Raw genomic sequence first — 22,361 nt, forward strand, 5'->3', positions numbered from 1 at the left:
ACAATGAAAGAAGGCAGCATCCATTTAAGAGCAGTAAAAGGTATATTTGTATCTTCAAAGTCAGATATATTACAGCAATGGATATCGTATGCTTCTGTAAAAGAGATCCTTCATTTACATAAGATAGATGAAAAAGAATTTATAGAAAAATATGCCAGCGGTGTATTTGACTACTTTATGGGTGTAATCGCGGGTGAGAGAGATATCGGTGACTGTCCTGTTATGCAGGAGTTTTTGGCCTATTTGAAACATCGTGAAATCAGTGCTGACGAGTTGTTTGAGATATGCAGTAATTTTCGTCGTTCTATGGTAGAGTTCACGTATGATGCGAAGATAAATTCAAAAGAGATCTTTGAAGAAATTTCGTATATTTTTGATAAAAATTTTAAAGGTATTTTAAAGTATTATACAGACAGTATTTTTCAAAAGCTTATTGACGCAAGACAGGAAGCACTGCGTGCTTCTCAGGCAAAAGAGTACTTTCTTTCCAATATGTCTCATGAAATTCGCACGCCTTTAAATGCTATTTTAGGCTTTGTAAACCTTTTGATGGATGAAGATATAAGCAATAAACATAGAAATTATTTAGATATTATATTAAGCAGTGGCGAAAACTTACTGAGTATTATCAATGATATTTTGGACTTTTCAAAACTGAGAAGCGGTGAGTTTACGATTGAACCAAAGATTTTTTCTCTGCATGAAGAGCTAAGCCATACGATGGAGCTTTTTGTAGCCAGTGCAAATTCAAAAAATATTACCATTACTTCATTTATAGATCCTCGTATTCCAAAAGAGTTGTTTGGCGATGTCCTTCGAATTCAACAGATAGTCTCAAATTTTTTAAGTAATGCCATAAAATTTACACCCGACGGTGGTGTGATAAAGGTTGAAGCAAGCTGTCATGACAACCAACTGAAAATCAGTGTAACAGACAATGGAGTCGGCATAAACGAAAAAGATATGGAAAGTATATTTGTAGCATTTACACAGGCACAGTTTAGCCAAAACAACAACAAAGAGGGAACGGGTCTGGGTCTGTGTATATCACACCAGCTTGCAGAGTTAATGAATGGAAGTGTTCATGTAGAATCACAGGTGGGAGAGGGCAGTACCTTTTGGCTGGATATTCCTGTTGCAGTGCAAAATGATGAGTGTCAGGTATTTAAAGATATCAGTGATTTTCAGAAACTAAAAATGGTACTTTATGCAAAAGACAAAGTTTTGGATTTCCGACATGAATCCTTTTTGAAGTATGCTGAAATTTTTGCGATGAACATCAGTGTTGTAGAGACGCTGGACTGCGAGTTTGACATATGTATATTTGTACATGAGACATGTGACATAAACATACAAAAAGAGATTATCTACTCTGGGAAAAAATATATAGCACTTATGAGCAAAGAGTATGATACATATGAACACTATGCGCACATCAAAGCGATGAGTTTTCCTCTGTATTGTTCAAAAATTCATAAACATTTCAATGAGCTGCTCAACCCTGAATTATCATTAATTCATAATAAAAAAATATCCAATAGATTTAAGGGACATATCCTGGTTGCTGAGGACAATGAGGCAAACCAGGAATTAATGAAGATTGTCCTCAACAGATATGGCTTGACATTTGATTTGGCTCACAATGGAAAAGAAGCGGTTGCACTGTATCAAAAAAACAAATATGATTTGATTCTTATGGATGAACAGATGCCTGTTATGAACGGAACAGATGCCGTCATTAAAATTATCGAATACGAGGAAAAAAACGGTTTAAGTCATACGCCAATCTCTGCCCTGACGGCCAATGTGTTAAAGGGGAGTAAAGAGAGAGATTTACTGAACGGATTTGACACATTTTTAGGGAAGCCTCTGGTTTTAAAAGAGTTGGAACGTGTTTTTATGGCATATCTGAAACTGGATTCCTACAGTGTTATACAGGAAGATAAAACAGATATATCTTCCACTGACAACCAAAAGATTACAGGGTTGGATGCGAAGAAACTGATGAAAGAGTTGATGTTGAATGAAGATGAACTTATTATGCTTTTGACACTTTTTATCAAAAAAATGAAAACGACCCTGAGTGACTTGGCAAAAGCGGTTGCTGCAAGAGATTATAAAAAAACAGCACTTCTGGCTCATAGTATTAAAGGGTCAAGTGGAAATTTCAGAATTGAAATTTTACAAAAAAATGCAACTGAAATGGAAAGAATGGCAAAACTTGAAAATGCAGACTATAATTATGAGAAAACCCTGAAAGAAATAGAAGAAAAGATTGCATCCATTAAAATAAATTAATCTTCTATATAATAGCCAATTCCTGAGGCATTTTTTATAATGTCTGTTTCAAGTTTGTTTCGCAGTCTCCAAACCAGTGTTCTGACACTGTTTTCTGTAGCACCGTGCTCGTCCCAGACATAGTTCATTGCCTGCTCAAATGATACAACCAAACCAAGTTGGGCAACAAGAAGGCGTAAAAAAGCATTTTCTTTTTTTGTAAGCTTGATTTTTTTCCCTTTGTAAAAGGTTTCGCATATACTGATGTCAAGATGGTAATCACCACCCCCGAACGGAACAATTGGTTTGTCTTGTGAACGCTTGGAATAGAGTAATTTTTCCAGATTCAGTTTATCTACTTTGAGTGAATTGATATTCTCTTTTCTCTCATTTTCCTGTTGGTATTTGAACAAAGCCATTTGAATAGTTGCATGCAGAGATCCGGGGTCAAAAGGTTTTACAATATATCCATAAGGTTCAGTAAGTTTTGCCTGGGCAATAATGTCATCATCACTGTACGAAGTGAGATAAATAAAAGGAATATCATATTTTTCTTTTATAGTTTTTGCAAGTTCGATTCCGTCATTGCTTTCTTGTAAAGAGATATCAATAATAATGACATCCGGATTGTGTGTAGCTATTTTACTTTTTGCCATAGGAGCATTATCACACATCGCCACCACACTGTATCCGTGCTTTTGTAAAGACATATTTAAGTTAAGTGATGTGATTTCATCATCTTCGACTATTATTACTTTTTGTTTTTCCATATTCTTTTCCTATATTAAAAAAAAGTGACCAATTTGTGATAAATTAAGTCTTTATTATATTATAACTTTTTGTTATTTACAACTAAATTCATATATTTTTAAGAAATTGTTACAAAATGATACTGTAGTTATGATATAGTTTGATGAAAGGACGTATAAATGGTATATTATGTATATATTTTACAATGTAGTGATAATAGCCTGTATACAGGGATAACAACAGATTTGAAACGACGGGTTTCTGAACATAACCATTCAGAAAAAGGTGCAAAATATACTAAAATCAGAAGACCGGTAAGATTGGTATATAATGAAGAACATACAAACAGAAGCAGTGCTTCAAAGCGTGAATATGAAATAAAAAAATTATCACGGTCAGAAAAACTGAAAATTATAAAGAGGAGAGTAGATGAAATTTGAGTTAAAAGATGAGTATATAGAGTTGTATAAATTATTAAAAGTGTTAGATCTTGTAGACAGCGGCGCACAGGCAAAAATGATTGTAGCTGACGGATATGTGACCCGTAATGGAGAAGTTGAACTGCGCAAACGTGCCAAAATAAGAGCAGGCGATGTGTTGAGTGTAGGTAATGATGTAACTATAGAAGTTGTTTAAACTTCTATAGTATAAAAGAACTCAGTAGTCCGATCAGCCCTCCAAACACACCACCCCATACAACCAGCCAGTCAAGGTGCTCATGTATCATTTTTTGTACGATTTCTTTGACCATTTGAGGCGTCAGTTCACTTAGTCTTGCATCTACAACCCGTTCGATTGATTGTATCATATCGTCATTTAAGGATGAATGGGTAAGGTGGTGTTGCAGGGTGTTATTAAATGCTTTGGATGTGACTATTTTTATGACTGCTGATTTGAGTTTGTTTGTAAAAGGTTCTTTTAAAGTGCTCAAGGCTTTTTCTCCGCCGAACATCCCTAACATGCCGCCAAAAGAGGACTCCATTACTGTTTTGCTTAAAGCATCAAAAGCAGGTGTAAAATCTGTCTCTTCTATGATAGGTACAAGGTTTATTTTTTTTTCTTCATTGGCAAAAAACTTTTCCAGCTGTTCTTTTGTGAAAAATTCATTCATGATAAGATTTTTTATAGCACTTTTAAATGCTTCAAATCTCTCTACGATAACACCGGAACCATACAAAAAAGGTACTTTTTCAAAGAGCATGTGAATTGCCAACTGATTTGTCAAGGCACCAGAGAGTGCAAACAGACCTGCATATAATAAAGCTTCTTTGTATAAAGGCACTATAAAAGATATTCCAACTAGAAACAGCGCAGTGAGGTTTGTGATAAAACTTTTATGTAATTTCATACTATTGCTCCTTTTTAAATGTGAAATTATATACTAAAAGTGTATGATTATAAAAAATATTACATGGATGAGGGTATGAAACAAAAAACATATGAACTTTTTAAAAATGAAAGTCTAGATACGATAGTAAATGAAATTGAAAAAGAGCTCAAAACAAGAAATGAGTCACCATTTTGGAGTGATAAAGTGGCCCCCTTTTCACGTGCAATTTTATCGGTACTGATTCCTTTGCGGGACAATGATCTGTTGTTTACACCGGAAGGAGAGTATATAGAGACGTTGACTCCCGAAATTTTTCTTCGATGGAGTGATTTTTTGAGTTTGAAAACACTGGCTTTTACCCTTGCACACTCTAATGAGGCAAATAAATTAGTACGGACAAAACTTGAAGAGGAGAAATGTGGGCAGTACACACCGATAGACTTGAATGAGTTAGGGACATATTTAAGCAGGTATACGGTGAACTTGGAAAATGAAAGTCTGGACTTTCCAATAGCCAATTATAATCTGCACCAAGGGGTCAGTAATGTTATAAAATCATTACTCTGATTCGGATTTAGTAAAAAATAAGATAAAGAGCACCCCAGAGAAGAAAAATCAGCAATCCAAGCACTCCGAATGTTATCGCAATTCGGAGTGTCAGAAAAAGAAGAAATTTTAAAACTGTTTTTAATCGACTCATTGCCTGTAGGATACTGTTTTGAGATGTAACCCTTTGGTTGCATACTCCATTCCACCCTTGAGGTTGATTACTTTATACCCAAACTCTTTTGCAAGCCACGGCGCGACTATGGAAGTTCTGCTGCCTGTATGGCAGATAAGGGCGAAAGGTTTTGTGGTGTCAACTTTTTTATGTAATTCATTTAAAAATTTTCTTACATCATAGTTTCCTCTTGCATCCCAAAACATGATAGGAATTGCACCTTTTAAAAGACCGGTCTCTTTCCATTCTCCCGGTGTTCTGATATCTACGATAGGAATATTTTGCTTGAGTAATTCTTGTGAAATATATTCATTTTTTACTTCTGCTGCTAAGGACAGAGCAAAGAGCATCAGCAGTAAAATTGCTTTTTTCATGGTATTTTCTCCAAATATTGTTCGAGTTCTTAGAAATCTCTTGTATAATTATACTCATAAATAAATAATAGGCTTACAATGGCAGCATCTAAAAAAGCAATCGAGAATGCAAACAGGCTTCGGTATATCCGAGCACTGGAAAGATTTAAAAAAAGTATTTTGTCCTACTTGCTAAACAGCGATGCCCTGGACCATGAAAAGTACAATAAAAAGATTGACAATGCGCTGAAACTGCTCAATCGGGTGGAAGAGGTGCAACTGTACAAGGGTGAACTGCAGGATCTGCAACAGCTCGTAAAAAAAATGATAGGCTATAAAGATTCTGATGAAGATATTGATAATATTAAAGAAGAACTGCTTTACAGTATAAACCAGTTGGAAAAAAGTAAAAATGCCAAACGGTATAAAAAAGACAAGCACTCTCACTCCAAATATGAGGAGTGGGAGTAAACAAAGAGCTTATTCTTCTCTTTGTGTTTGACTCAGCATAGTGTCAAGAAGTATAAAGAGTTCTTCTGATGCTTTTTCCATATCTTCGAAGTTGTGTAAAATATCCTGAGCATGTTCCAATACCTCTTCTTGCGCGTTTGTTTTATCAAGGAATGCAAGGTTTTTGTTTGCATTTTCATGGACAATATTATGAGGTTGTGCTATTTGCGGATAAGCCGAAGTATTGCTAAATCGTTCTTTTCCTTCATGATCATACCATTGTCCAAGATTACATTCATGAGAAGAGACTGCTTTGAGTACTTTTTTCAAAGAAATCAAAGAGTTATATGCTCGTGATTTATATAAAATATGATCTATTTTTGCCAGTACAATAAATATACTGTTTTCCATATAGTATGACTGGTCTACAATTTTTGTTGAGGAGTCACTCAGTTCAATGAGTGTCGTTTCAAACTCTTCTATTTTAGCGGTAGAGGCATCTACTGTCTCTTTCATCAGTTCAGAACTTGTCTGAATTTCGCTCATACCCTGCTGGAGTGATTTTATAGAGATTGAAATTTCGCTTGTAGCCTTGTGTGTACGTTCTGCAAGTTTTCTGACTTCATCTGCTACAACTGCGAATCCTCGACCATGTTCACCTGCACGGGCTGCTTCTATGGCAGCATTAAGAGCTAAAAGATTTGTCTGATCGGCAATATCGGTAATAAGCTCGATGACTGATGTAATATTATTTGTTTGTGAAGCAAGTTCGTCTATATTTGAATGGTTTGTACCTACCTGTTCATTGAGTTCATGCAGTCCATTGACAACAGTGTTGATATTTGCCCGAGAGTCATTTGCAAGTTTTGCAGCAGAATCTGTAGCATGTGTTACTTCTTTGATTTTTTCTATATTTGTTTTTAAATCAGATTGAATAACGGTAAGAGATTCGGATACATTGACGCTTTTTACACTCAGTTTTGAGTTAAAAGAGTCTCTTTGTGCTTTTTGATACTGTTCACGCATAAAATCTATACTTTTACTGACATTTCTGATAGCAACCAGGAACTCTCCGTGCATTCCTTCAGTAGAGATAGGTTTGGAAAAGTCACCCTGGGAGGCATTTGTTATAGCAGTATTTACTTCATGAATCATATTTTCAGTGTGTTCTATAAGGATTTTGAGTGCTTTGCCCATAGCATCAAGTTCGGTGTCTCCCTGTGTTCTGATTTCATTCTTTTTGCTGAAATCACCATTGGAAGCAGTCTCTATCAGACATCTGAATCTGTTGATACCTGAAACTATGGAAGTTCTGATTTTTGTAGTGAGCAAAAATAATATAATGATAATAAGGAGACTTGAACCAAGTACAAATAATTTGTAAAATGTTATGGCGCTTCTCATGGCTTTCATATCTTTTATAAATTGTTCTTTTTTGTTTTTTACAAATGTTTTAAAATATTTTCGTGACTCCATAGCCAAAGGCGAGAGTTTTTGATGATAAACGTGGTAAATGCCTTCTTTGTTGTTTTTAATATCATCAGTGCTTAAAGAATCTATATACTTATATGCTTCATTGATAAATTTCAGTGTTGAATATTTTGCCTTTTTCAGAAGTTCTGCATTGGAACCGTTTTTGGATACTTTTTCAAGTTTTTTGAAATTTTCTGCAATTGCACTGATATTTTCTCTGAGCTCTCTTTTGTCTTTTTCAATATCGCCGCCGAGCATAACATCTCTGTCATTTCTGCTGATATAGTTCATTCTTTTTTCTATATCATAGATAGTCAGAGATGTGTCAATGGAACTCTCTTTTATCTCATTGAACTCTTTTTCTATGCTGTTAAGCGCATAATATGTAAATCCGGCTGCACCGACGAGAGATACAACAATAACTATTGTTAATAGCCACATCAGTTCTTTTATGCTTTTGTTTCTAAACATGAATATGTTCCTTATAAGTAAATCACAAGATTGTCACATAATAATATGTTATATATTATGACTGACTTAAAGCAAGGGCTTTTATGATAAATTTGTGACTTTTTTCAATAGTTTTTACTTTTTTTCCAGCTTGTGCTACAATTCCTTCACAATAGTAGTTTATAAAGGATTCTTTTTGTCGATAGCAGAGAAAGAAATTAAAAAATTTGAGCATGGTAACTGTGCTGAAAACAATGTATTTTACCAGGCGATGGAGGAGGTGATTTACTCGATTGCCCCGTTGCTTGAGTCTGATGAGAGATACAGCAGATTCGGAATTTTAGACAGATTGGTCGTTCCTGACAGGATTATAAAGTTTAAAGTGACCTGGCTGGATGACAATAATCAAATACAGGTAAATACAGGATACAGAGTACAGTTTAACAACGCACTCGGACCCTATAAAGGAGGACTCCGTTTTCATCCGAGTGTGAATGAAGGGATTTTGAAGTTTTTGGGTTTTGAGCAGATTTTGAAAAACTCACTGACGGGTTTACCTATAGGTGGTGCCAAAGGGGGGAGTGATTTTGATCCAAAAGGAAAAAGTGACTTTGAAGTTATGAAGTTTTGTACAGCCTTTATGACAGAGTTGCATAAATATATCGGGCCGCGCATAGATGTCCCTGCCGGTGACATTGGAGTCGGTGCCCGGGAAATCGGCTATCTCTTTGGAGAGTATAAAAAGATTACATCTTCATACGAAGGTGCTTTGACCGGAAAACCCTATTTTTTCGGAGGTTCTTTAATGCGTCCCGAAGCAACAGGCTACGGGGTGGTCTATTTTACACAGAGTATGCTTGAAATTGAAAACAAAGAGCCTCTTGAGGGAAAAATATGCACAGTCAGCGGTGCTGGAAATGTTGCTTTACATGTAATCGAAAAGCTGCAGGAGATTGGTGCTGTTGTAGTGACATGTTCGGATTCTCACGGGACAGTGTATGATCCAAGAGGGATTGACCTGGCTCTGGTAAAAGAGTTAAAACTGAATCGAAGCAATTCTTTGGAAATGTATGTACAGACACATACAGAGGCAAAATATACGCCTGTATCAGAGTACCCTGAAGGGGAGCATGCTGTTTGGAATATTCCGTGTTATGCGGCTTTTCCGTGCGCTACGCAAAACGAACTCTTTGAAGCGGATGCGCAAAATCTTATAGAAAACGGCTGCGTGAGTGTTTCTGAGGGTGCGAATATGCCATCGACTCCAAATGCTATTGCTTTGCTGCAATCGCATAAAGTATGCTTTGCACCGGCTAAAGCGGCCAATGCAGGGGGTGTGGCTGTGAGTGAATTTGAGATGAGTCAAAATGCTTCTATGAGTAAATGGAGTTATGAAAAGGTGAACTACAAGCTTCAGGAGACGATGCAGATGATCTGTAAACGGGTGGCGCTTACGGCAAAAGACTATGGAGTAGAGGGGAATTATGTTGATGGTGCAAATATTGCAGGATTTAAAAAAGTAGCTGATGCTATGATAGCTGAAGGTATATAATAAAGGATTTCCAATTAAAAAAGTTCAATTAATTTTACTGGCTTTTGTTTTTATATTTGCCGGGACATTGAGTGCAAAGGTAAAATACTCAGAGTTTATAGATGCACAGTTACAGCTGGTGTATCAAATGAATGATGCAAATCTCTCCCAGGAGCAGATAGAAAATTTACTGCAAAAACAGGAGTACATGTATGATCAGGAACTCAATACTATCATCTCAAACAAACAGCAGTATATTGAGAATGTGCAGGATTTCAGCAAGGAAATATTTTCACTGAAAAAAATCATTGCGATTAACAGACGGCTGGGTAACGGATATGCCGTAATCAGAGATGAGGCACAGTTGAAGTCGTATGAAATTGTCAAAAATCAGAATATATTGATTAAAAATGTACTTTTGTCGTTGGATGTACCGAATATTCAGGATTTTGAAGAAAAATTAAATGTTTATACGGCACAGAATCAAGAAGCCCTGAGTAAAATTACAGCAAAAGACTATAAACATATTTTGGCACTCAAAGATCCTTCTCCCATCTTAAAAGCGGCAAAAAAAAATATAGAGGAATACTATGCGCTGCAGGAGATAAACAGTGATTTTATAGCCTTTTTATACAAAGCAGAGAATAAACTCTACCGACTGAACAAATATGTCAAATACCATATAATCAAGCCTGTTGTTTTTATTAACTCCTTTACGGTGGTGAAAGCTGTAGATGGGTTTTTAGAGTCGTACGGACTGAGTGTTGTGAAGCTTATTATTATCTTTTTGCTGATTTTGGTAATTTATGTTTTAAGAAAAGTTTTTTATATCGCATTGCAAAAACTGTTTCTTCAAATAGACTTTTTAAGCAGATACTCTGAACAGATTCTTGAGAAACTGCGTAAAAGTATAGAGATCCTCATCCTGATTATTAATGTAAACATGGTCATATATGTTTACAATAATTTCAGCTCCATAGAGGAAGTAAGTCGTATATTTAACATGATATACGGCTTTTATTTTACATATATTATTTATATTATTGTCAATACGGCAGCCATTATCAAGCTCAATACTTTTGAAAAAGAAAAATCAAATATAAAAAGCGAACTGATTAATGTCGGATTGAAAATTATCAATTTCTTTATTGTTATTATCGGTTTGCTGATTGTTCTGTATTTTGCCGGTGTTGACTTGACCGCTGTACTTTCTGGTCTTGGAATTGGTGGTTTTGCGGTTGCTTTTGCAGCAAAAGATACAATTTCAAACTTTTTTGGAACACTCTCTGTCCTTTTCAGCGATGTATTTTCACAAGGCGACTGGATAGAAGTTGACGGCAAAGAGGGTGTTGTTGTTGAAATCGGTTTGCGTGTGACAACACTAAGAACCTTTGATAATGCTCTTATTGCCATTCCAAACGGCACCTTTGCATCCAAAGATATAAAAAACTGGAACAAAAGAAAACTTGGACGCAGAATAAAGATGAAACTGGGTGTAAAATATGACTCCAGACAGGAAGATATTAAAAATGCCATCAAGGAAATCAGAGAAATGCTGCAAAATCATCCGAAAATTGCAACAAAAAATACAAAATATGAGCATGAGATTGAGTATGGACATATAGCAAAACTTGTTTCTAAAGATGATCTTGAAGGTGTCAAAAAGACACTGCTTGTGTATCTTGACGAGTTTGCAGATTCAAGCATTAACATACTTGTATACTGTTTTTCAAAATCAGTGGAGTGGGAAGAGTGGCTGAAGACGAAGCAGGATGTTATGGAAAAAATAATGATAATTTTTGAAAGAAACTCTTTAGAATTTGCCTTTCCGTCTCTCTCAATTTATAATGAAACAAAGGATGAACATGAATAAGGGTACGAAAAGAGCAGATATCAAACAGGGTGCTTCTGTTGCCATCGTTTTAAAGCAGGATCAGGAAAGCGGCTATTTAACAGACGGGATTGTCAGAGATATTCTTACAAAATCTGCAACACACCCTCACGGTATTAAAGTCCGTTTGATGAGTGGCGAAGTAGGACGGGTAAAGGAGATATATTGATTTTTCGCAACACGGACTTTAGTCCGGGCTGAGAGTGGAAAGACTATTGTAACAGCCGGCACTGAAGTACCGGTTCCGAGAAAGTATTGATTTGCTTAACTTAATGGCATTGACGGGGGATGTTTTATATCATTTTACTGATGTAGAGCCATCCCTGCCAAAGCGCAGCTGAGGAGATTCCGGCCGCAAAACCTGCAATAATATCATCTCCCATCACGCCGACGCCGCCTTTTGCTTCACGGTCTATTCTCCCTATAATAGAGGGTTTTGTTATATCAAAATATCGAAAAAGAACAAAAGAGAGAAGTGCCTGCACCAAAAACCCATTTTGAAGATCCGTTATCTCAGTGCTTGCAACACCGACAGCGGGTGCAACACTGAGTGCAAACCACATCCCGGCAAGTTCATCTATCACTATTCTTTGGTCATCATGATTGCCTGTTTCATCTTCATATTTGTTAATAACTTTAATGGCTATAATCGAAATAAGCAGTGCCGCCAAAAAAAGTGTAGTTGCATCAAAGTAGACAAGTATTGCCATACCAAGCGGCAGTGAAGCCAGTGTTCCCATAGTTCCGGGAGCTTTAGGAGAGAGTCCGCTGTAGCCTAAAGTGAGAAAAAACCAGTTCATTGTTTTCCTTATGTCAGTGATGTTGTTTGATAGAGTTTCATTAACTCAAGATAAAAATCTTTTTCTGTATGTTCTTCAAGCAAACCTTTTACCGGAAAAGTGTCATAATAGAGTTTTTCAAGATTTTTAAACCTGTTCGGAAAGAGTTTAGAAAGTAAAAATGATGAAATTTCTTTCCGTATAAGAACAGCAGGAGGTAAAAGTCCTGCCTCCAAAAGTGCCAAAATTGAGTCCGCATGGTAAGAGATCTGATGATGCTGTCCGTGAGGACAGGTATTTTTGCTCACAAGCGTTTTGCACTCATCACAGTACACATACTCACTTGCAACGGTAATCTCGATATCTATGCCTGTAACTTTGTCTATGATCGATTTGTTTGAATTACAGTCATAAAACATGCCTAAACCGGCATGATTACGGCCAATGGTCAGTCTGTCGCAGCCATAGTTTTTTGCGACAATTGCATCGACAATAATTTCATTGTAGCCTGCAAAGATATAGCTGTTTTCAAGAGGAATAATAATTACCCGGTTTTTAGGAAGAAAATTATTGATAAAATACTCTAATGCTTCTTTTCGTACTTCATACTTTAAATTTGCATTGTCATAAGGTTTGAGTAAAAATATAACAAGCAGATCGGTACTTTCAAGTGTTTGGCGAATCAGCCTTTCATGGGCACGGTGAAGCGGGTTGACTCCCATCATCAAAGAGGAGGTGTGTTTTGCTCCTATGAGTTCTTTTGCTTTTTGGATTTTTATTTTGTTTTTGTGTTTTGTTTTACTGAGAATGGTATAGTTTCCGCTAAGTGCCCAGGTGCCTATTCTTTTAATGGTGGCCATGACACCCGGATGGGTGAGGTCATCAGTGCCGTAAATATGCTTTACCCGTTCCTTGGGATTAATTTGAAAAGTTTCTTCGACACACAGCACAGCAAACTCTTTACCATTGCAGATAATAGTAACTTCTTCGCCCGGCTCCAAGGTAGGAATGATTTTTTCATTTTTTTTGCCCGAAGGAGCCAATATAAAAGGGAAGGGAAAAGACTGACCGTTTACAAGACCGGTTTGCAGGACTTCCTTGGATTCCTGTTCATTCATAAGTTTTGTTACAGGGGCCAAAAGGCCTTCTGTAACGAGTTCAAGAACAGAAGCAGCCTCTTTGTCTATATAAATTGTTTTATTTTTTCTTGATGATGTCATATTTTTTTCTTTTTTCCCATAAACTCTTGCGGCTTATCCCAAGTTTTTTTGACAATTCTGTATCCGGATATTTGTCTTGATAGTTTAAAACAATAAATTTGACATAATCTTCTATTGGCAGGATTTCTCCTTTGTCAAAAACATTGCTGTCGCTTTTTATCTCTATAACAGGGTAGGCGACTTCCTCAATTTTATCACTGCTGGCGATAATGGCTTTTTTCCCCTGTATCAGGTCACAAAAACGTTTTTTATCACTTTTTTTGAGTGCCTGATAATCAATGATATATATAATTGAATTTTGTGGCAGCGAAGCTATCTCATTTAATGCTTTTGAATCACTTAATGATAAAAAATGTATGGGAAGATTTTTCTTTTGGGCATATTCAAAGGCGAATGCATCCGCATATTTTTGAAAATTGGATGATACGAAAAGCGGCAACTCAATTTCATCCAAATTCTGTTCATGTTTTGTATTGGAAAATGTGTGTGCAAGATATTTTTCATAGGCTTCAGTGCGTTTTTTGAGTTTTTCATAATCCTGATAATGGTCAATTTTCCGTACAAGCTCTTCAATCATGAAAGGTTTGAGGATATAGTCCTTTGCCCCGGCACTCAGTGGTTTTGAAACCGTGTCATTGCTAATGTAGGAAACCATTAAAATAACGATAGAGTTCTTAAATGTTTCTATAAGCGGGTTAAAATCCTGTCCGTTGATGTTTGTCGAGAGTAAAACAACATCATAGTTGTTGCTCCCGATGGCATCTCTGGTGGATGTACACATTTCACATGTGTGACCAAGTTCACCTAGTTTTGTTGCAATACTCTGGGCTAAATACACTTCATTTTCTATAATTAATATCTTCATGTTATCCTATTATCTTCCAGTTAAAATATTTTAAATTTGCATTGGCAATGACTCCAACACCTTCACTTCTGCCTATAAAACCAAGTTTCTCTGTGGTTGTTGCTTTGACATTGACTCTTGCTTTGTCGATTTTGAGTATTTCTGCAATAGTTTTTCTCATTGCATCTTTATAGTTTGCAAGTCTTGGTTTTTGTGCGGCTATTGTAATGTCTGCATTGACAATTTCAAAACCGTAGTTATAGATTTTTGTCACGACTGTCCGTAACAGTTCTTTTGAATCTATACCTTTGTAGGCACTGTTGTTGTCCGGAAAAAGCATGCCTATATCACCCATGCCTGCAGCCCCTAAAAGGGCGTCTATAAGTGCGTGCAGAGCAACGTCTCCGTCACTGTGGGCTTTAAATCCGTAATCAGCATCTATCTCTACACCACCAAGAAACATTTTTCCTTTTTCGTCAAAAGCATGGACATCAAAACCGTTGCCGCTTAAAATGTCACTTGATGGTGCTTCGAGGCATGGAAGCCTGTTTAAATCATGGGTAAAAGTTATCTTGCAGGCATCTTCATCCCCTGCAACAAAGGTGCGGGTTCCTCCGTAGGCAACAATGGCACTGCTCTCATCTGTAAATTCAGTAGGTGTCTGCAGGGCTTTTTGAAGTATTTTAGTGCGGGAGAGTTGGGGTGTTTGGATTTTTTTGACTTTGTCTCTGTCTATTGTCGTATTTTCATATACTATGGTGTCTGTTACGGGTAAAAAAGGAACGATACAGTCAGCTTCTTCTTTTTGCGCAAGTATTCTTTGAAGCAAATCTTCGCTGATACAGGCTCTTGCTATATCACTGACAAGAACATATTCACTCTTTACATGTAGTAAGGCATTTTGCAAAGAGTCTTGTCTGGAACTGCCTCCTTTTACAAAAGAGTAATCGGCATAGTTTTGCATAAAGGCAATATCTTCTTCGGATGAAACAATAATAATTTTTGAAAAAAGCCCGCTGTGAGCAAACCTGTCTGCTACAAACTGCCATAAAGGTTTGTGCTGTATCCGCAACCACTGTTTTTTTACAGAGGTGTCAAAGCGACTAGAACTACCGGCTGACAATAGTACAAGCGTTAAATCAGACAAATAGTCTCCTACATATATAAAAGTGTTACGAAATTATACACATAGAAAGCTTTTTTTTATCTTGAATGTGTAAATTTGTCATTTTTATGTTCACATTTTTTGACTAAGCACTTACATAAATAATCTCATCAATTGTTTCACTTTATGTTAGATTAACTTTATTTGATTATATTTCCATCATATATAAAGAATGAAAATATAATATTGAGGAGTAACTTATGAGATCTTCATGGGTAAAAGAGCGAGAGGGTGATTCTGTAAGAACACAGATGCACTACGCAAAGAAAGGCATCATCACACAAGAAATGGAGTATGTTGCAAAAGTAGAAGATTTGTCTCCTGAACTGGTTCGTAGCGAGATAGCACGCGGTAGACTGATTATACCGGCAAATATAAATCATACTTCATTGGAACCAATGGCTATCGGAATTGCAAGTAAATGTAAAATAAATGCAAATATCGGTTCTTCTGCCATTGCCTCTGATGTACAGGGTGAAGTAGAAAAGATGGAGGTCTCTCAACACTATAAGGCAGATACAGCAATGGATCTCTCAACCGGCGGCGACCTGGATGAAATCAGAAAAGCTGTTATTGCTTCTTCAAAGATTCCTATCGGAACAGTGCCTATTTATCAGATTTTGCATGATGTCGGGAATAAAATCGAAGATTTGACTATAGAGGTTATGCTTGAAGTGCTGGAACGTCAGGCAAAACAAGGGGTTTCTTACTTTACAATTCATGCGGGTTTCCTGCTTGAGACTATGCCTAAAGTTGCAAAACGCAAAATGGGTATTGTCTCTCGCGGGGGATCTTTAATGGCTGCCTGGATGATGCATTATCACAGAGAAAACCCTTTTTATACGGCATTTGATGATATTTTGGATATCTGCGCAAAGTATGATGTTTCTCTTTCATTAGGAGACTCTCTTCGTCCCGGTTGTCTGGCAGATGCGTCTGATGAAGCACAGCTTGGTGAACTCAAAGTGCTTGGAGATTTAACGCTTCGTGCCTGGGAAAAAGATGTGCAGGTTATGATTGAAGGTCCGGGACATGTTCCAATCAACCAGATTGAACGTAACATGAAGATACAAAGAGAACTCTGCCACGAAGCGCCTTTTTATATTTTAGGTCCTTTGGTTACTGATATTGCAGCGGGATATGATCATATCTCTTCTGCAATCGGTGCGGCTGTCGGCGGATGGCACGGTGCAAGTATGCTTTGTTATGTAACACCAAAAGAGCATCTTGGTCTTCCAAATGCCGATGATGTCCGCGAGGGAATTATCGCTTATAAAATTGCGGCACATGCTGCTGATATCGCCCGTGGCCGTAAAGGTGCACGTGATGTTGATGATGCTATGAGTGATGCACGTTATACATTTGACTGGGAAAAACAGTTTGAATTGGCACTTGACAGCGAACGCGCTCGCGAATACCATGATGAAACACTGCCTCAGGATGTATTTAAAGAAGCAGAATTCTGTTCTATGTGCGGGCCTAAATTTTGTTCATACAAAATTACACAGGAAATTATGGACAACCCTGAGGGAATAGAAAGAATTATTCAAGACAACAAAGATAAAGAAGCGGCAGAGGCTGAAGCAGAAGCTTTAGTTTAAAGTCTGGCTTAAAAAGAAATTGATTTTAAACAAGACAATATTTATCTTATTTAGATATAGTACACTTTTAAAGCAAAAATTGTCAAAAAGTTTAAATAGTCGGCACTATCCTTTAGGGTCAATGCCAATAAGTTAAGCGACTCTTTGGGAACCCGTACTTTAGTGCGGGCTGAGAATGGCAAAAAAATTAAATAAATTAAAGGAAAACGAATGACTGAAGAAATTGTAAAATCGGCACTCTCAAAAGTTATGTATCCAGGATTCACCAAAGATATCGTAACATTTGGTTTTGTAAAAGATATAGCAATAAAGGGAAATGATGTAAGTTTCACTGTTGAAATTACATCATCAGCTCCGGAAGTAGCACAACAAATTAAAGATGAAGCTACAGAAGCTTTAAAATCAGCAGGTGCAGAAAATGTTACTGTAAATATAAAAGCACCGCAAATGCCAAAAGAAAGTTCGTCTCAAGGCAAAAACATCGCACCGCAAATCAAAAACTTTTTGATGGTGAGTTCAGGCAAAGGCGGTGTCGGAAAATCAACTACTGCTGTAAATATTGCAATTGCACTTGCGCAACAAGGCAAGAAAGTAGGTCTTTTGGATGCTGACATTTATGGTCCGAATATCCCTCGTATGTTAGGTATTTCTGATCAAAAACCGGAAGTAACCGGAAATAAAGTACTTCCGATGAAAGCATACGGTATTGAAGTTATGTCTATGGGATCACTCATGGAAGAAGGACAGTCGTTAATCTGGCGCGGTGCTATGATTATGAAAGCGATAGAACAGTTCTTACGTGATATTTTATGGTCAGAACTGGATGTTTTAGTGATTGATATGCCGCCGGGAACTGGTGATGCACAGCTTTCACTTGCACAGGCTGTTCCTGTAACTGCGGGTCTGACTGTAACAACACCACAGTCTGTTTCACTTGATGATTCACGCCGTTCACTCGATATGTTTAGAAAATTAAACATTCCTATAGCCGGAATTGTTGAAAATATGAGCGGATTTATTGCACCTGATACCGGTGTTGAGTATGATATTTTCGGAAAAGGCACATCTCAGCCAATGGCGGATGAGTTTGATACGAAAATAATTGCCGAAATCCCAATTGAGCCGGCTATCCGTACCGGTGGAGATGAAGGAAAACCAATTATTTTTGCAGACCCGTCATCAGAAACAGCAAAACGTTATATGAAAGCTGCTGAATCTATCTGGAGTACAATTGAAGAGATCAATGCAAACGGCGGAGTGGACAATCAGTCTGTTCAGCCGACAACACCACCGGGTGTAAGTGCATGTTCAACAGGTGCTGCTTCTGCACCTAAAGAGCAAAGCGGCGGCGGATGCGGCTGTAGCTAAAAACTTATAAACAAGCAACGCTTTTTGCGTTGCTTAAGCTTCCTCTATATCTGTTTATCGTAAGTGCTCATCCTCTGACATCTCCGGTTTATACTCAACAATTTTATTTCTTCCTGTCGTTTTTGCCACATACAAAGCAGTATCTGCGTATTTGATACATTTCCAAATAGTATCACCGTCTTTGGGAAATTTGGATATACCTATACTCATGGTTTTTTGTATGGTTTTTCCGTTGCCGACATCAAAAACAAGTTTTGAAAATTCAGAGTGAATTTTTGAAGCGATCATTTTTGTTCCTTCATCTGTGGCATTGTGCAGCAGGACAACAAACTCTTCTCCGCCGTATCGAATAGCCAGGTCTGATTCTCTGATACTGCTGCGGAGTACTTCTCCTATTTTGGCAATGACTTTGTCTCCTACATCATGCCCGTAGGTGTCATTGACTTTTTTAAAGAAATCAACATCAAGCATTAAAACACTGTATGTTGTATTGTCCCGTTTTGCCTGATTTGCAAAAGTGTCTATAAATTCTTCGAGAAATCTTCTGTTATAAAGTCCTGTCATTGCGTCTCTGAGAGAGGTGTCACGGAGTTTGGACATTAAAATTTTACTCTCTATAACCGGTTTAGCCGCTTCAAGATAGTTTTCAATACTTTTAATAAAACTATTGACTCTGTTTAATTCATTTTTTTCTTTGGTTGTAATAGAAATGACAAGAGAGTTTTCATCATTAATGGTAAAAGGAATACATATATATTCCAATCCTTCACAACTGCATTCTCGGCATAAATTGACAAATTCACTTGAGATTACTGCCGTATTTGTTCTGTGTGCTCTGCATAATGATGCATCTTCATCCACTTTGTCATTGCAGACACTTTTGCCGTTGGAGATGTAAATAAGCTTTCTTACAGCCTTGAGTGTATCTATTTCATAAAATGCAAAATGCGAAAGTTCATATTTATTACTCAGTACATCTACAATTCTTTGATAGACTATCTCTTTTGTAAGATCATGCTCAATCGTCTTTTTAAATTTATATATATCTGAGAGTTCTCCGATGATTGTTTTTGCCTCTTGAAGAGGATCACTTGAAGAGACACATCCCTGGGGAATAAATGTTGCAAGGTTGTATTTTATGTCGCCAAAGGTCTCTTGCATTTTTCTAAAGAGCGTATTAAGCTGATCGACAATGTTTTTGGCATCACCTTTCACTTTTGTGGTAAATTCATAGGAAAAGTCTCCCTTGTAGGCTTTTCTTATTCCTTTTTGCATATTGGAGAAAAGCTCCATATAGGGTGTTACATAATGGTTGATCAGCAGTAATACAATGACAATGAAAAGAAGATTTATTCCAAGTATTTTCAAAATGGTAAACATCCCTGCATTACGCATATCTGTAATGTCAAACTCCATACTGATGGCTCCGAGTGTATCTCCTCGCTGAACATTGTGACAGGAGAGACAGTTTGGACCGTTTGCAACTGTGGCTTTATAGGGAATAGTAATTCTAAGCATAGAGTTTTCAGTCGATTCTGAAATTTTTTGAACCATCTTTCCTGTTTTTAAAACTTCTTCATCAATCGCATCTCTTGCTGTTTCACTGTTAAAGCCTTTTCCATATTGTTTGATGACTTTATCAGATCGGACAATCCACAAGTTTTTTATTTTATCATTGTTGGAGCTGATTTGGTTGAGGAAATAACTTCTTTTGTCCATAATGCCGTTGACCATATGTGCTGTCAACCCATCTTTGACGATAGCTGCAGCCATTGTAGCTTTTTGTGTGGCATCTTTTATGCTGTATTCCCTGAAATTTAAAGAGACATTTACGATAGTGGCCAGGCCAAGACCCAAAAGCATTAAAGCGACAAAGAGTAGGAGTTTTGATTTTGTTTGCATAGTGTTCACTTATAATAGGATTGTTTTTAATATATTAGCCAGAAACAAATTAATTTAAAGTGAAAAATGTTATTTTTGTCTATAAGTTACATTTTAGTGATAAAACAGAGGTTTCGAAGAACCAATGCAGTGCGGGCTGAGAGTGGCAAAAAAGTAACAACAGTCGGCACTGAAGTACCGATTCCGAGGAGTCACTATTTTTCGGAACCCATCCTTTAGGGTGGGCGAGAGTGGCAAAAAAGTTCAAAGAGTCGGCACTGAAGTACCGATTCCGAGGAGTCACTATTTTTCGGAACCCATCCTTTAGGGTGGGCGAGAGTGGCAAAAAAGTTCAAAGAGTCGGCACTAAAGTACCGATTCCGGGAGTCACTGCATTCCGGAACCCGTACTTCAGTGCGGGCTTGCAGGCAGAGAAAGTACCGATTTCAAGAAATATCTATTCTACCGTAACACTTTTTGCAAGGTTTCTTGGCATATCAACATCATTTCCAAGACGAATCGAAATTTCTAAGGATAAGAGTTGTAAAACAACCATCATTTCAAAAAACTCCAGCATATAGTGTTCATGTTTTTTTGTCTGGATGAAGTCATCCGCCTTGTCAAATTCCAAAGGACTGATGGCACAGATAGTAGAATCTCTTGCACTCAGCTCCTCAGCATTGCTTTTTGATTTTTCATAAAGCATATGCTGCGGCAGCAGGGCAATGGTGAAGAGTTCCGGATCGGCCAGAGCAATAGGTCCGTGCTTCATCTCTCCGCTTGGATACCCTTCGGCATGGAGATAAGAGATCTCTTTGAGTTTTAAAGCACCCTCAAGGGCCAATGGAAAAAAGACATCCCTGCCGATAAAGAAAAAACCGTGTCCGTGCAAGTAGCGTTTTGACAACCGTTTGATGCGTTCATGCAGGGTATCACTGACTTTTACACTTGCAGGAATGCTGCGCAGATGGTGTATATGTTGTGCTATTGCAGCTTTGGTGAGTGTTTTTTTGCTTTGTGCTACATGTAAAGCAAGCATCCAAAAAACCGTGACCTGAGTTGCAAAGGCTTTTGTCGAAGCCACTCCTTTTTCAATGCCTGCCCGCGTGAGTATCGTTTTGTCGGCAATGCGGACCATGGAAGAGTTGTCAACATTACATATAACAAGCGTTTTTAATCCTGCTTTTTTGGCCATTTTGAGTGTCTCAAGTGTATCTGCAGTCTCACCGCTTTGTGATATAACAACAAAGAGTGTATCTTCACTCATGAGAGGTGAACGGTAGCGAAACTCTGAAGCAACTTCAACAGAAGTTTTTATTTTTGCATAGCGTTCAAACAGGTAGGAGGCTGTCAGGGCCGAATGGTATGAAGTACCGCAGGCACATAGTTTTATCTCGTTGATACCTTCGAAAAAATCCTTTCCCAGTTCATCAAAAATGATTGCATCATCACTCAAACGTCCTAAAAGCGTATCGGCAACAACAGAACTCTGTTCATATATCTCCTTTTCCATAAAAAAACGGTATCCCTCTTTTTGTGCGGAGAGTTTGTTGTTTGTAAGCTGTATGAAATGAGGTTCTTTTTTTTCACGGTTCTTGTCAAAAATAACAAGCTCATCATGTGTTGCATAGCCGTAATCACCGTCTTCAAAGTAATTGACTTCACCACACTGTCCGATAAGCGGTGTGTCCGAGGATGCAAAATATTTTTCATTTGCTTCGTTGATGCCTACAAGCATGGGAGAACCGTTTTTTGCAAAAAATATTTTATTTTTTTCTTCTTTCGTGACTAAAAGAATCGCATAGGCCCCTTTGAGTTCAAAAATTGTTTTTTCAAAGGCTTCAAAAGCATTTTTGGTATTTTTCAGGTTTTTTTCAAATTGATGTACAATCACTTCGGTATCTGTCTGGCTTAAAAAAATGCTACCTTCTTTGAGGAGTTCTTTTTTTAACTCCGCATAGTTTTCTATAATGCCGTTATGCACGACATAAGAGTGTATTCCAGTATGGGGATGGGCGTTGAGTTCTGTTGGTTTGCCGTGTGTTGCCCAGCGGGTATGTCCGATACCGACTGCAAATTTGTCGGTCACAAAATCTTTTGTTTTTTCTTCAAGGTTGACAAGTTTGCCTACGGATTTGAAATTGGAAAATTCTCCATTACTCAACACTGCAATGCCGGCAGAATCATAACCTCTGTATTCGAGCTCTTTCAAACCGTTTAATAAAATTTCTTTTGTATTTTTGTTTCCTATATATCCGACAATTCCGCACATGCAGA

The 22,361-nt window shown here is 37.4% G+C and carries 20 protein-coding genes; 10 read left to right on the forward strand and 10 right to left on the reverse strand.

Annotated elements, in window-relative coordinates:
* Positions 1 to 3: 3 nt before the first annotated feature.
* Entirely contained in the window at positions 4 to 2,298 is a 2,295-nt protein-coding gene (locus MLC35_RS03980; protein ID WP_434637911.1) for an ATP-binding protein, read from the forward strand.
* Here MLC35_RS03980 and MLC35_RS03985 read toward each other — a convergent pair.
* The gene (locus MLC35_RS03985; protein WP_151900742.1) at positions 2,295 to 3,047 is read right to left on the reverse strand and encodes a response regulator transcription factor; all 753 of its coding nucleotides are present in this window, start codon (positions 3,045 to 3,047) and stop codon (positions 2,295 to 2,297) included. The genes MLC35_RS03980 and MLC35_RS03985 overlap by 4 nt on opposite strands.
* A gap of 159 nt (positions 3,048 to 3,206) precedes the next feature.
* On the opposite strand from MLC35_RS03985, the gene MLC35_RS03990 reads away from it, so the two are divergent.
* Together MLC35_RS03990 and MLC35_RS03995 are read left to right on the forward strand one after the other, a co-directional pair.
* Entirely contained in the window at positions 3,207 to 3,467 is a 261-nt protein-coding gene (locus MLC35_RS03990; RefSeq protein WP_434637913.1) for a GIY-YIG nuclease family protein, read from the forward strand.
* The gene (locus MLC35_RS03995; protein WP_434637915.1) at positions 3,457 to 3,663 is read left to right on the forward strand and encodes an RNA-binding S4 domain-containing protein; all 207 of its coding nucleotides are present in this window, start codon (positions 3,457 to 3,459) and stop codon (positions 3,661 to 3,663) included. Before MLC35_RS03990 ends, MLC35_RS03995 begins: the two co-directional genes overlap by 11 nt.
* A 4-nt stretch (positions 3,664 to 3,667) precedes the next feature.
* Here MLC35_RS03995 and MLC35_RS04000 read toward each other — a convergent pair whose 3' ends face one another.
* Positions 3,668 to 4,375: a DUF445 domain-containing protein gene (locus MLC35_RS04000; RefSeq protein WP_346388515.1), complete on the reverse strand. Its 708-nt coding sequence runs from the start codon at positions 4,373 to 4,375 to the stop codon at positions 3,668 to 3,670.
* A 75-nt stretch (positions 4,376 to 4,450) separates the two neighbouring features.
* Here MLC35_RS04000 and MLC35_RS04005 point away from each other — a divergent pair, with 75 nt between their 5' ends.
* Complete coding sequence (locus MLC35_RS04005; protein WP_434637917.1) at positions 4,451 to 4,924, forward strand: hypothetical protein; 474 nt, start codon at positions 4,451 to 4,453, stop codon at positions 4,922 to 4,924.
* Positions 4,925 to 5,053: 129 nt separating this feature from the next.
* On the opposite strand, the gene MLC35_RS04010 is transcribed toward MLC35_RS04005, so the two are convergent.
* Entirely contained in the window at positions 5,054 to 5,452 is a 399-nt protein-coding gene (locus MLC35_RS04010; protein WP_151900737.1) for a rhodanese-like domain-containing protein, read from the reverse strand.
* A gap of 78 nt (positions 5,453 to 5,530) precedes the next feature.
* Here MLC35_RS04010 and MLC35_RS04015 point away from each other — a divergent pair, with 78 nt between their 5' ends.
* Entirely contained in the window at positions 5,531 to 5,902 is a 372-nt protein-coding gene (locus tag MLC35_RS04015; RefSeq protein WP_151900736.1) for a hypothetical protein, read from the forward strand.
* A gap of 9 nt (positions 5,903 to 5,911) precedes the next feature.
* On the opposite strand, the gene MLC35_RS04020 is transcribed toward MLC35_RS04015, so the two are convergent.
* On the reverse strand, positions 5,912 to 7,825 hold the full coding sequence (locus MLC35_RS04020) for a methyl-accepting chemotaxis protein (RefSeq protein WP_434581377.1): 1,914 nt from the start codon (positions 7,823 to 7,825) through the stop codon (positions 5,912 to 5,914).
* A gap of 181 nt (positions 7,826 to 8,006) precedes the next feature.
* Here MLC35_RS04020 and gdhA point away from each other — a divergent pair, with 181 nt between their 5' ends.
* The 3 genes from gdhA to MLC35_RS04035 all read left to right on the forward strand — a co-directional run bounded on the left by gdhA (position 8,007) and on the right by MLC35_RS04035 (position 11,395).
* Positions 8,007 to 9,356 carry an NADP-specific glutamate dehydrogenase gene (gene gdhA, locus MLC35_RS04025; protein ID WP_347400469.1) on the forward strand — a complete coding sequence of 450 codons (1,350 nt, stop codon included), beginning with the start codon at positions 8,007 to 8,009 and terminating at the stop codon, positions 9,354 to 9,356.
* A gap of 67 nt (positions 9,357 to 9,423) precedes the next feature.
* Positions 9,424 to 11,208, forward strand: coding sequence for a mechanosensitive ion channel family protein (locus MLC35_RS04030; protein ID WP_230973245.1), 1,785 nt, complete (start codon positions 9,424 to 9,426; stop codon positions 11,206 to 11,208).
* The gene (locus MLC35_RS04035) at positions 11,201 to 11,395 is read left to right on the forward strand and encodes a YwbE family protein (RefSeq protein WP_151900733.1); all 195 of its coding nucleotides are present in this window, start codon (positions 11,201 to 11,203) and stop codon (positions 11,393 to 11,395) included. The genes MLC35_RS04030 and MLC35_RS04035 overlap by 8 nt, the downstream gene beginning before the upstream one ends.
* 124 nt (positions 11,396 to 11,519) lie before the next feature.
* Here MLC35_RS04035 and MLC35_RS04040 read toward each other — a convergent pair whose 3' ends face one another.
* The 4 genes from MLC35_RS04040 to MLC35_RS04055 are packed head-to-tail and all read right to left on the reverse strand — an operon-like array spanning position 11,520 to position 15,216.
* The gene (locus MLC35_RS04040; protein ID WP_151900732.1) at positions 11,520 to 12,026 is read right to left on the reverse strand and encodes a phosphatidylglycerophosphatase A family protein; all 507 of its coding nucleotides are present in this window, start codon (positions 12,024 to 12,026) and stop codon (positions 11,520 to 11,522) included.
* 8 nt (positions 12,027 to 12,034) lie between these two features.
* The gene (locus MLC35_RS04045; RefSeq protein ID WP_151900731.1) at positions 12,035 to 13,225 is read right to left on the reverse strand and encodes a sulfate adenylyltransferase; all 1,191 of its coding nucleotides are present in this window, start codon (positions 13,223 to 13,225) and stop codon (positions 12,035 to 12,037) included.
* Positions 13,203 to 14,090: a response regulator gene (locus MLC35_RS04050; RefSeq protein WP_151900730.1), complete on the reverse strand. Its 888-nt coding sequence runs from the start codon at positions 14,088 to 14,090 to the stop codon at positions 13,203 to 13,205. Before MLC35_RS04050 ends, MLC35_RS04045 begins: the two co-directional genes overlap by 23 nt.
* Position 14,091: 1 nt before the next feature.
* Positions 14,092 to 15,216, reverse strand: a complete 1,125-nt coding sequence (locus tag MLC35_RS04055) for a bifunctional 2-C-methyl-D-erythritol 4-phosphate cytidylyltransferase/2-C-methyl-D-erythritol 2,4-cyclodiphosphate synthase (RefSeq protein ID WP_346388520.1) — start codon at positions 15,214 to 15,216, stop codon at positions 14,092 to 14,094.
* 218 nt (positions 15,217 to 15,434) lie between these two features.
* Between MLC35_RS04055 and thiC the strand changes: the two genes are divergently transcribed.
* Both thiC and MLC35_RS04065 read left to right on the forward strand, forming a co-directional pair.
* A complete protein-coding gene (thiC, locus tag MLC35_RS04060) occupies positions 15,435 to 16,835 on the forward strand; it encodes a phosphomethylpyrimidine synthase ThiC (protein ID WP_346388521.1) in 1,401 nt (466 codons plus the stop codon).
* A 210-nt stretch (positions 16,836 to 17,045) separates the two neighbouring features.
* On the forward strand, positions 17,046 to 18,203 hold the full coding sequence (locus tag MLC35_RS04065; RefSeq protein WP_346388522.1) for an Mrp/NBP35 family ATP-binding protein: 1,158 nt from the start codon (positions 17,046 to 17,048) through the stop codon (positions 18,201 to 18,203).
* Between the two features lie 54 nt (positions 18,204 to 18,257).
* On the opposite strand, the gene MLC35_RS04070 is transcribed toward MLC35_RS04065, so the two are convergent.
* Positions 18,258 to 20,105: a GGDEF domain-containing protein gene (locus MLC35_RS04070; protein WP_434637921.1), complete on the reverse strand. Its 1,848-nt coding sequence runs from the start codon at positions 20,103 to 20,105 to the stop codon at positions 18,258 to 18,260.
* Positions 20,106 to 20,541: 436 nt separating this feature from the next.
* The gene (gene glmS / locus MLC35_RS04075) at positions 20,542 to 22,356 is read right to left on the reverse strand and encodes a glutamine--fructose-6-phosphate transaminase (isomerizing) (RefSeq protein ID WP_434637923.1); all 1,815 of its coding nucleotides are present in this window, start codon (positions 22,354 to 22,356) and stop codon (positions 20,542 to 20,544) included.
* Between the last annotated feature and the right edge of the window lie 5 nt (positions 22,357 to 22,361).

Origin of the sequence: Sulfurimonas sp. NW7, assembly GCF_051132265.1 — a bacterium.
GTDB lineage: Bacteria > Campylobacterota > Campylobacteria > Campylobacterales > Sulfurimonadaceae > Sulfurimonas > Sulfurimonas hydrogeniphila.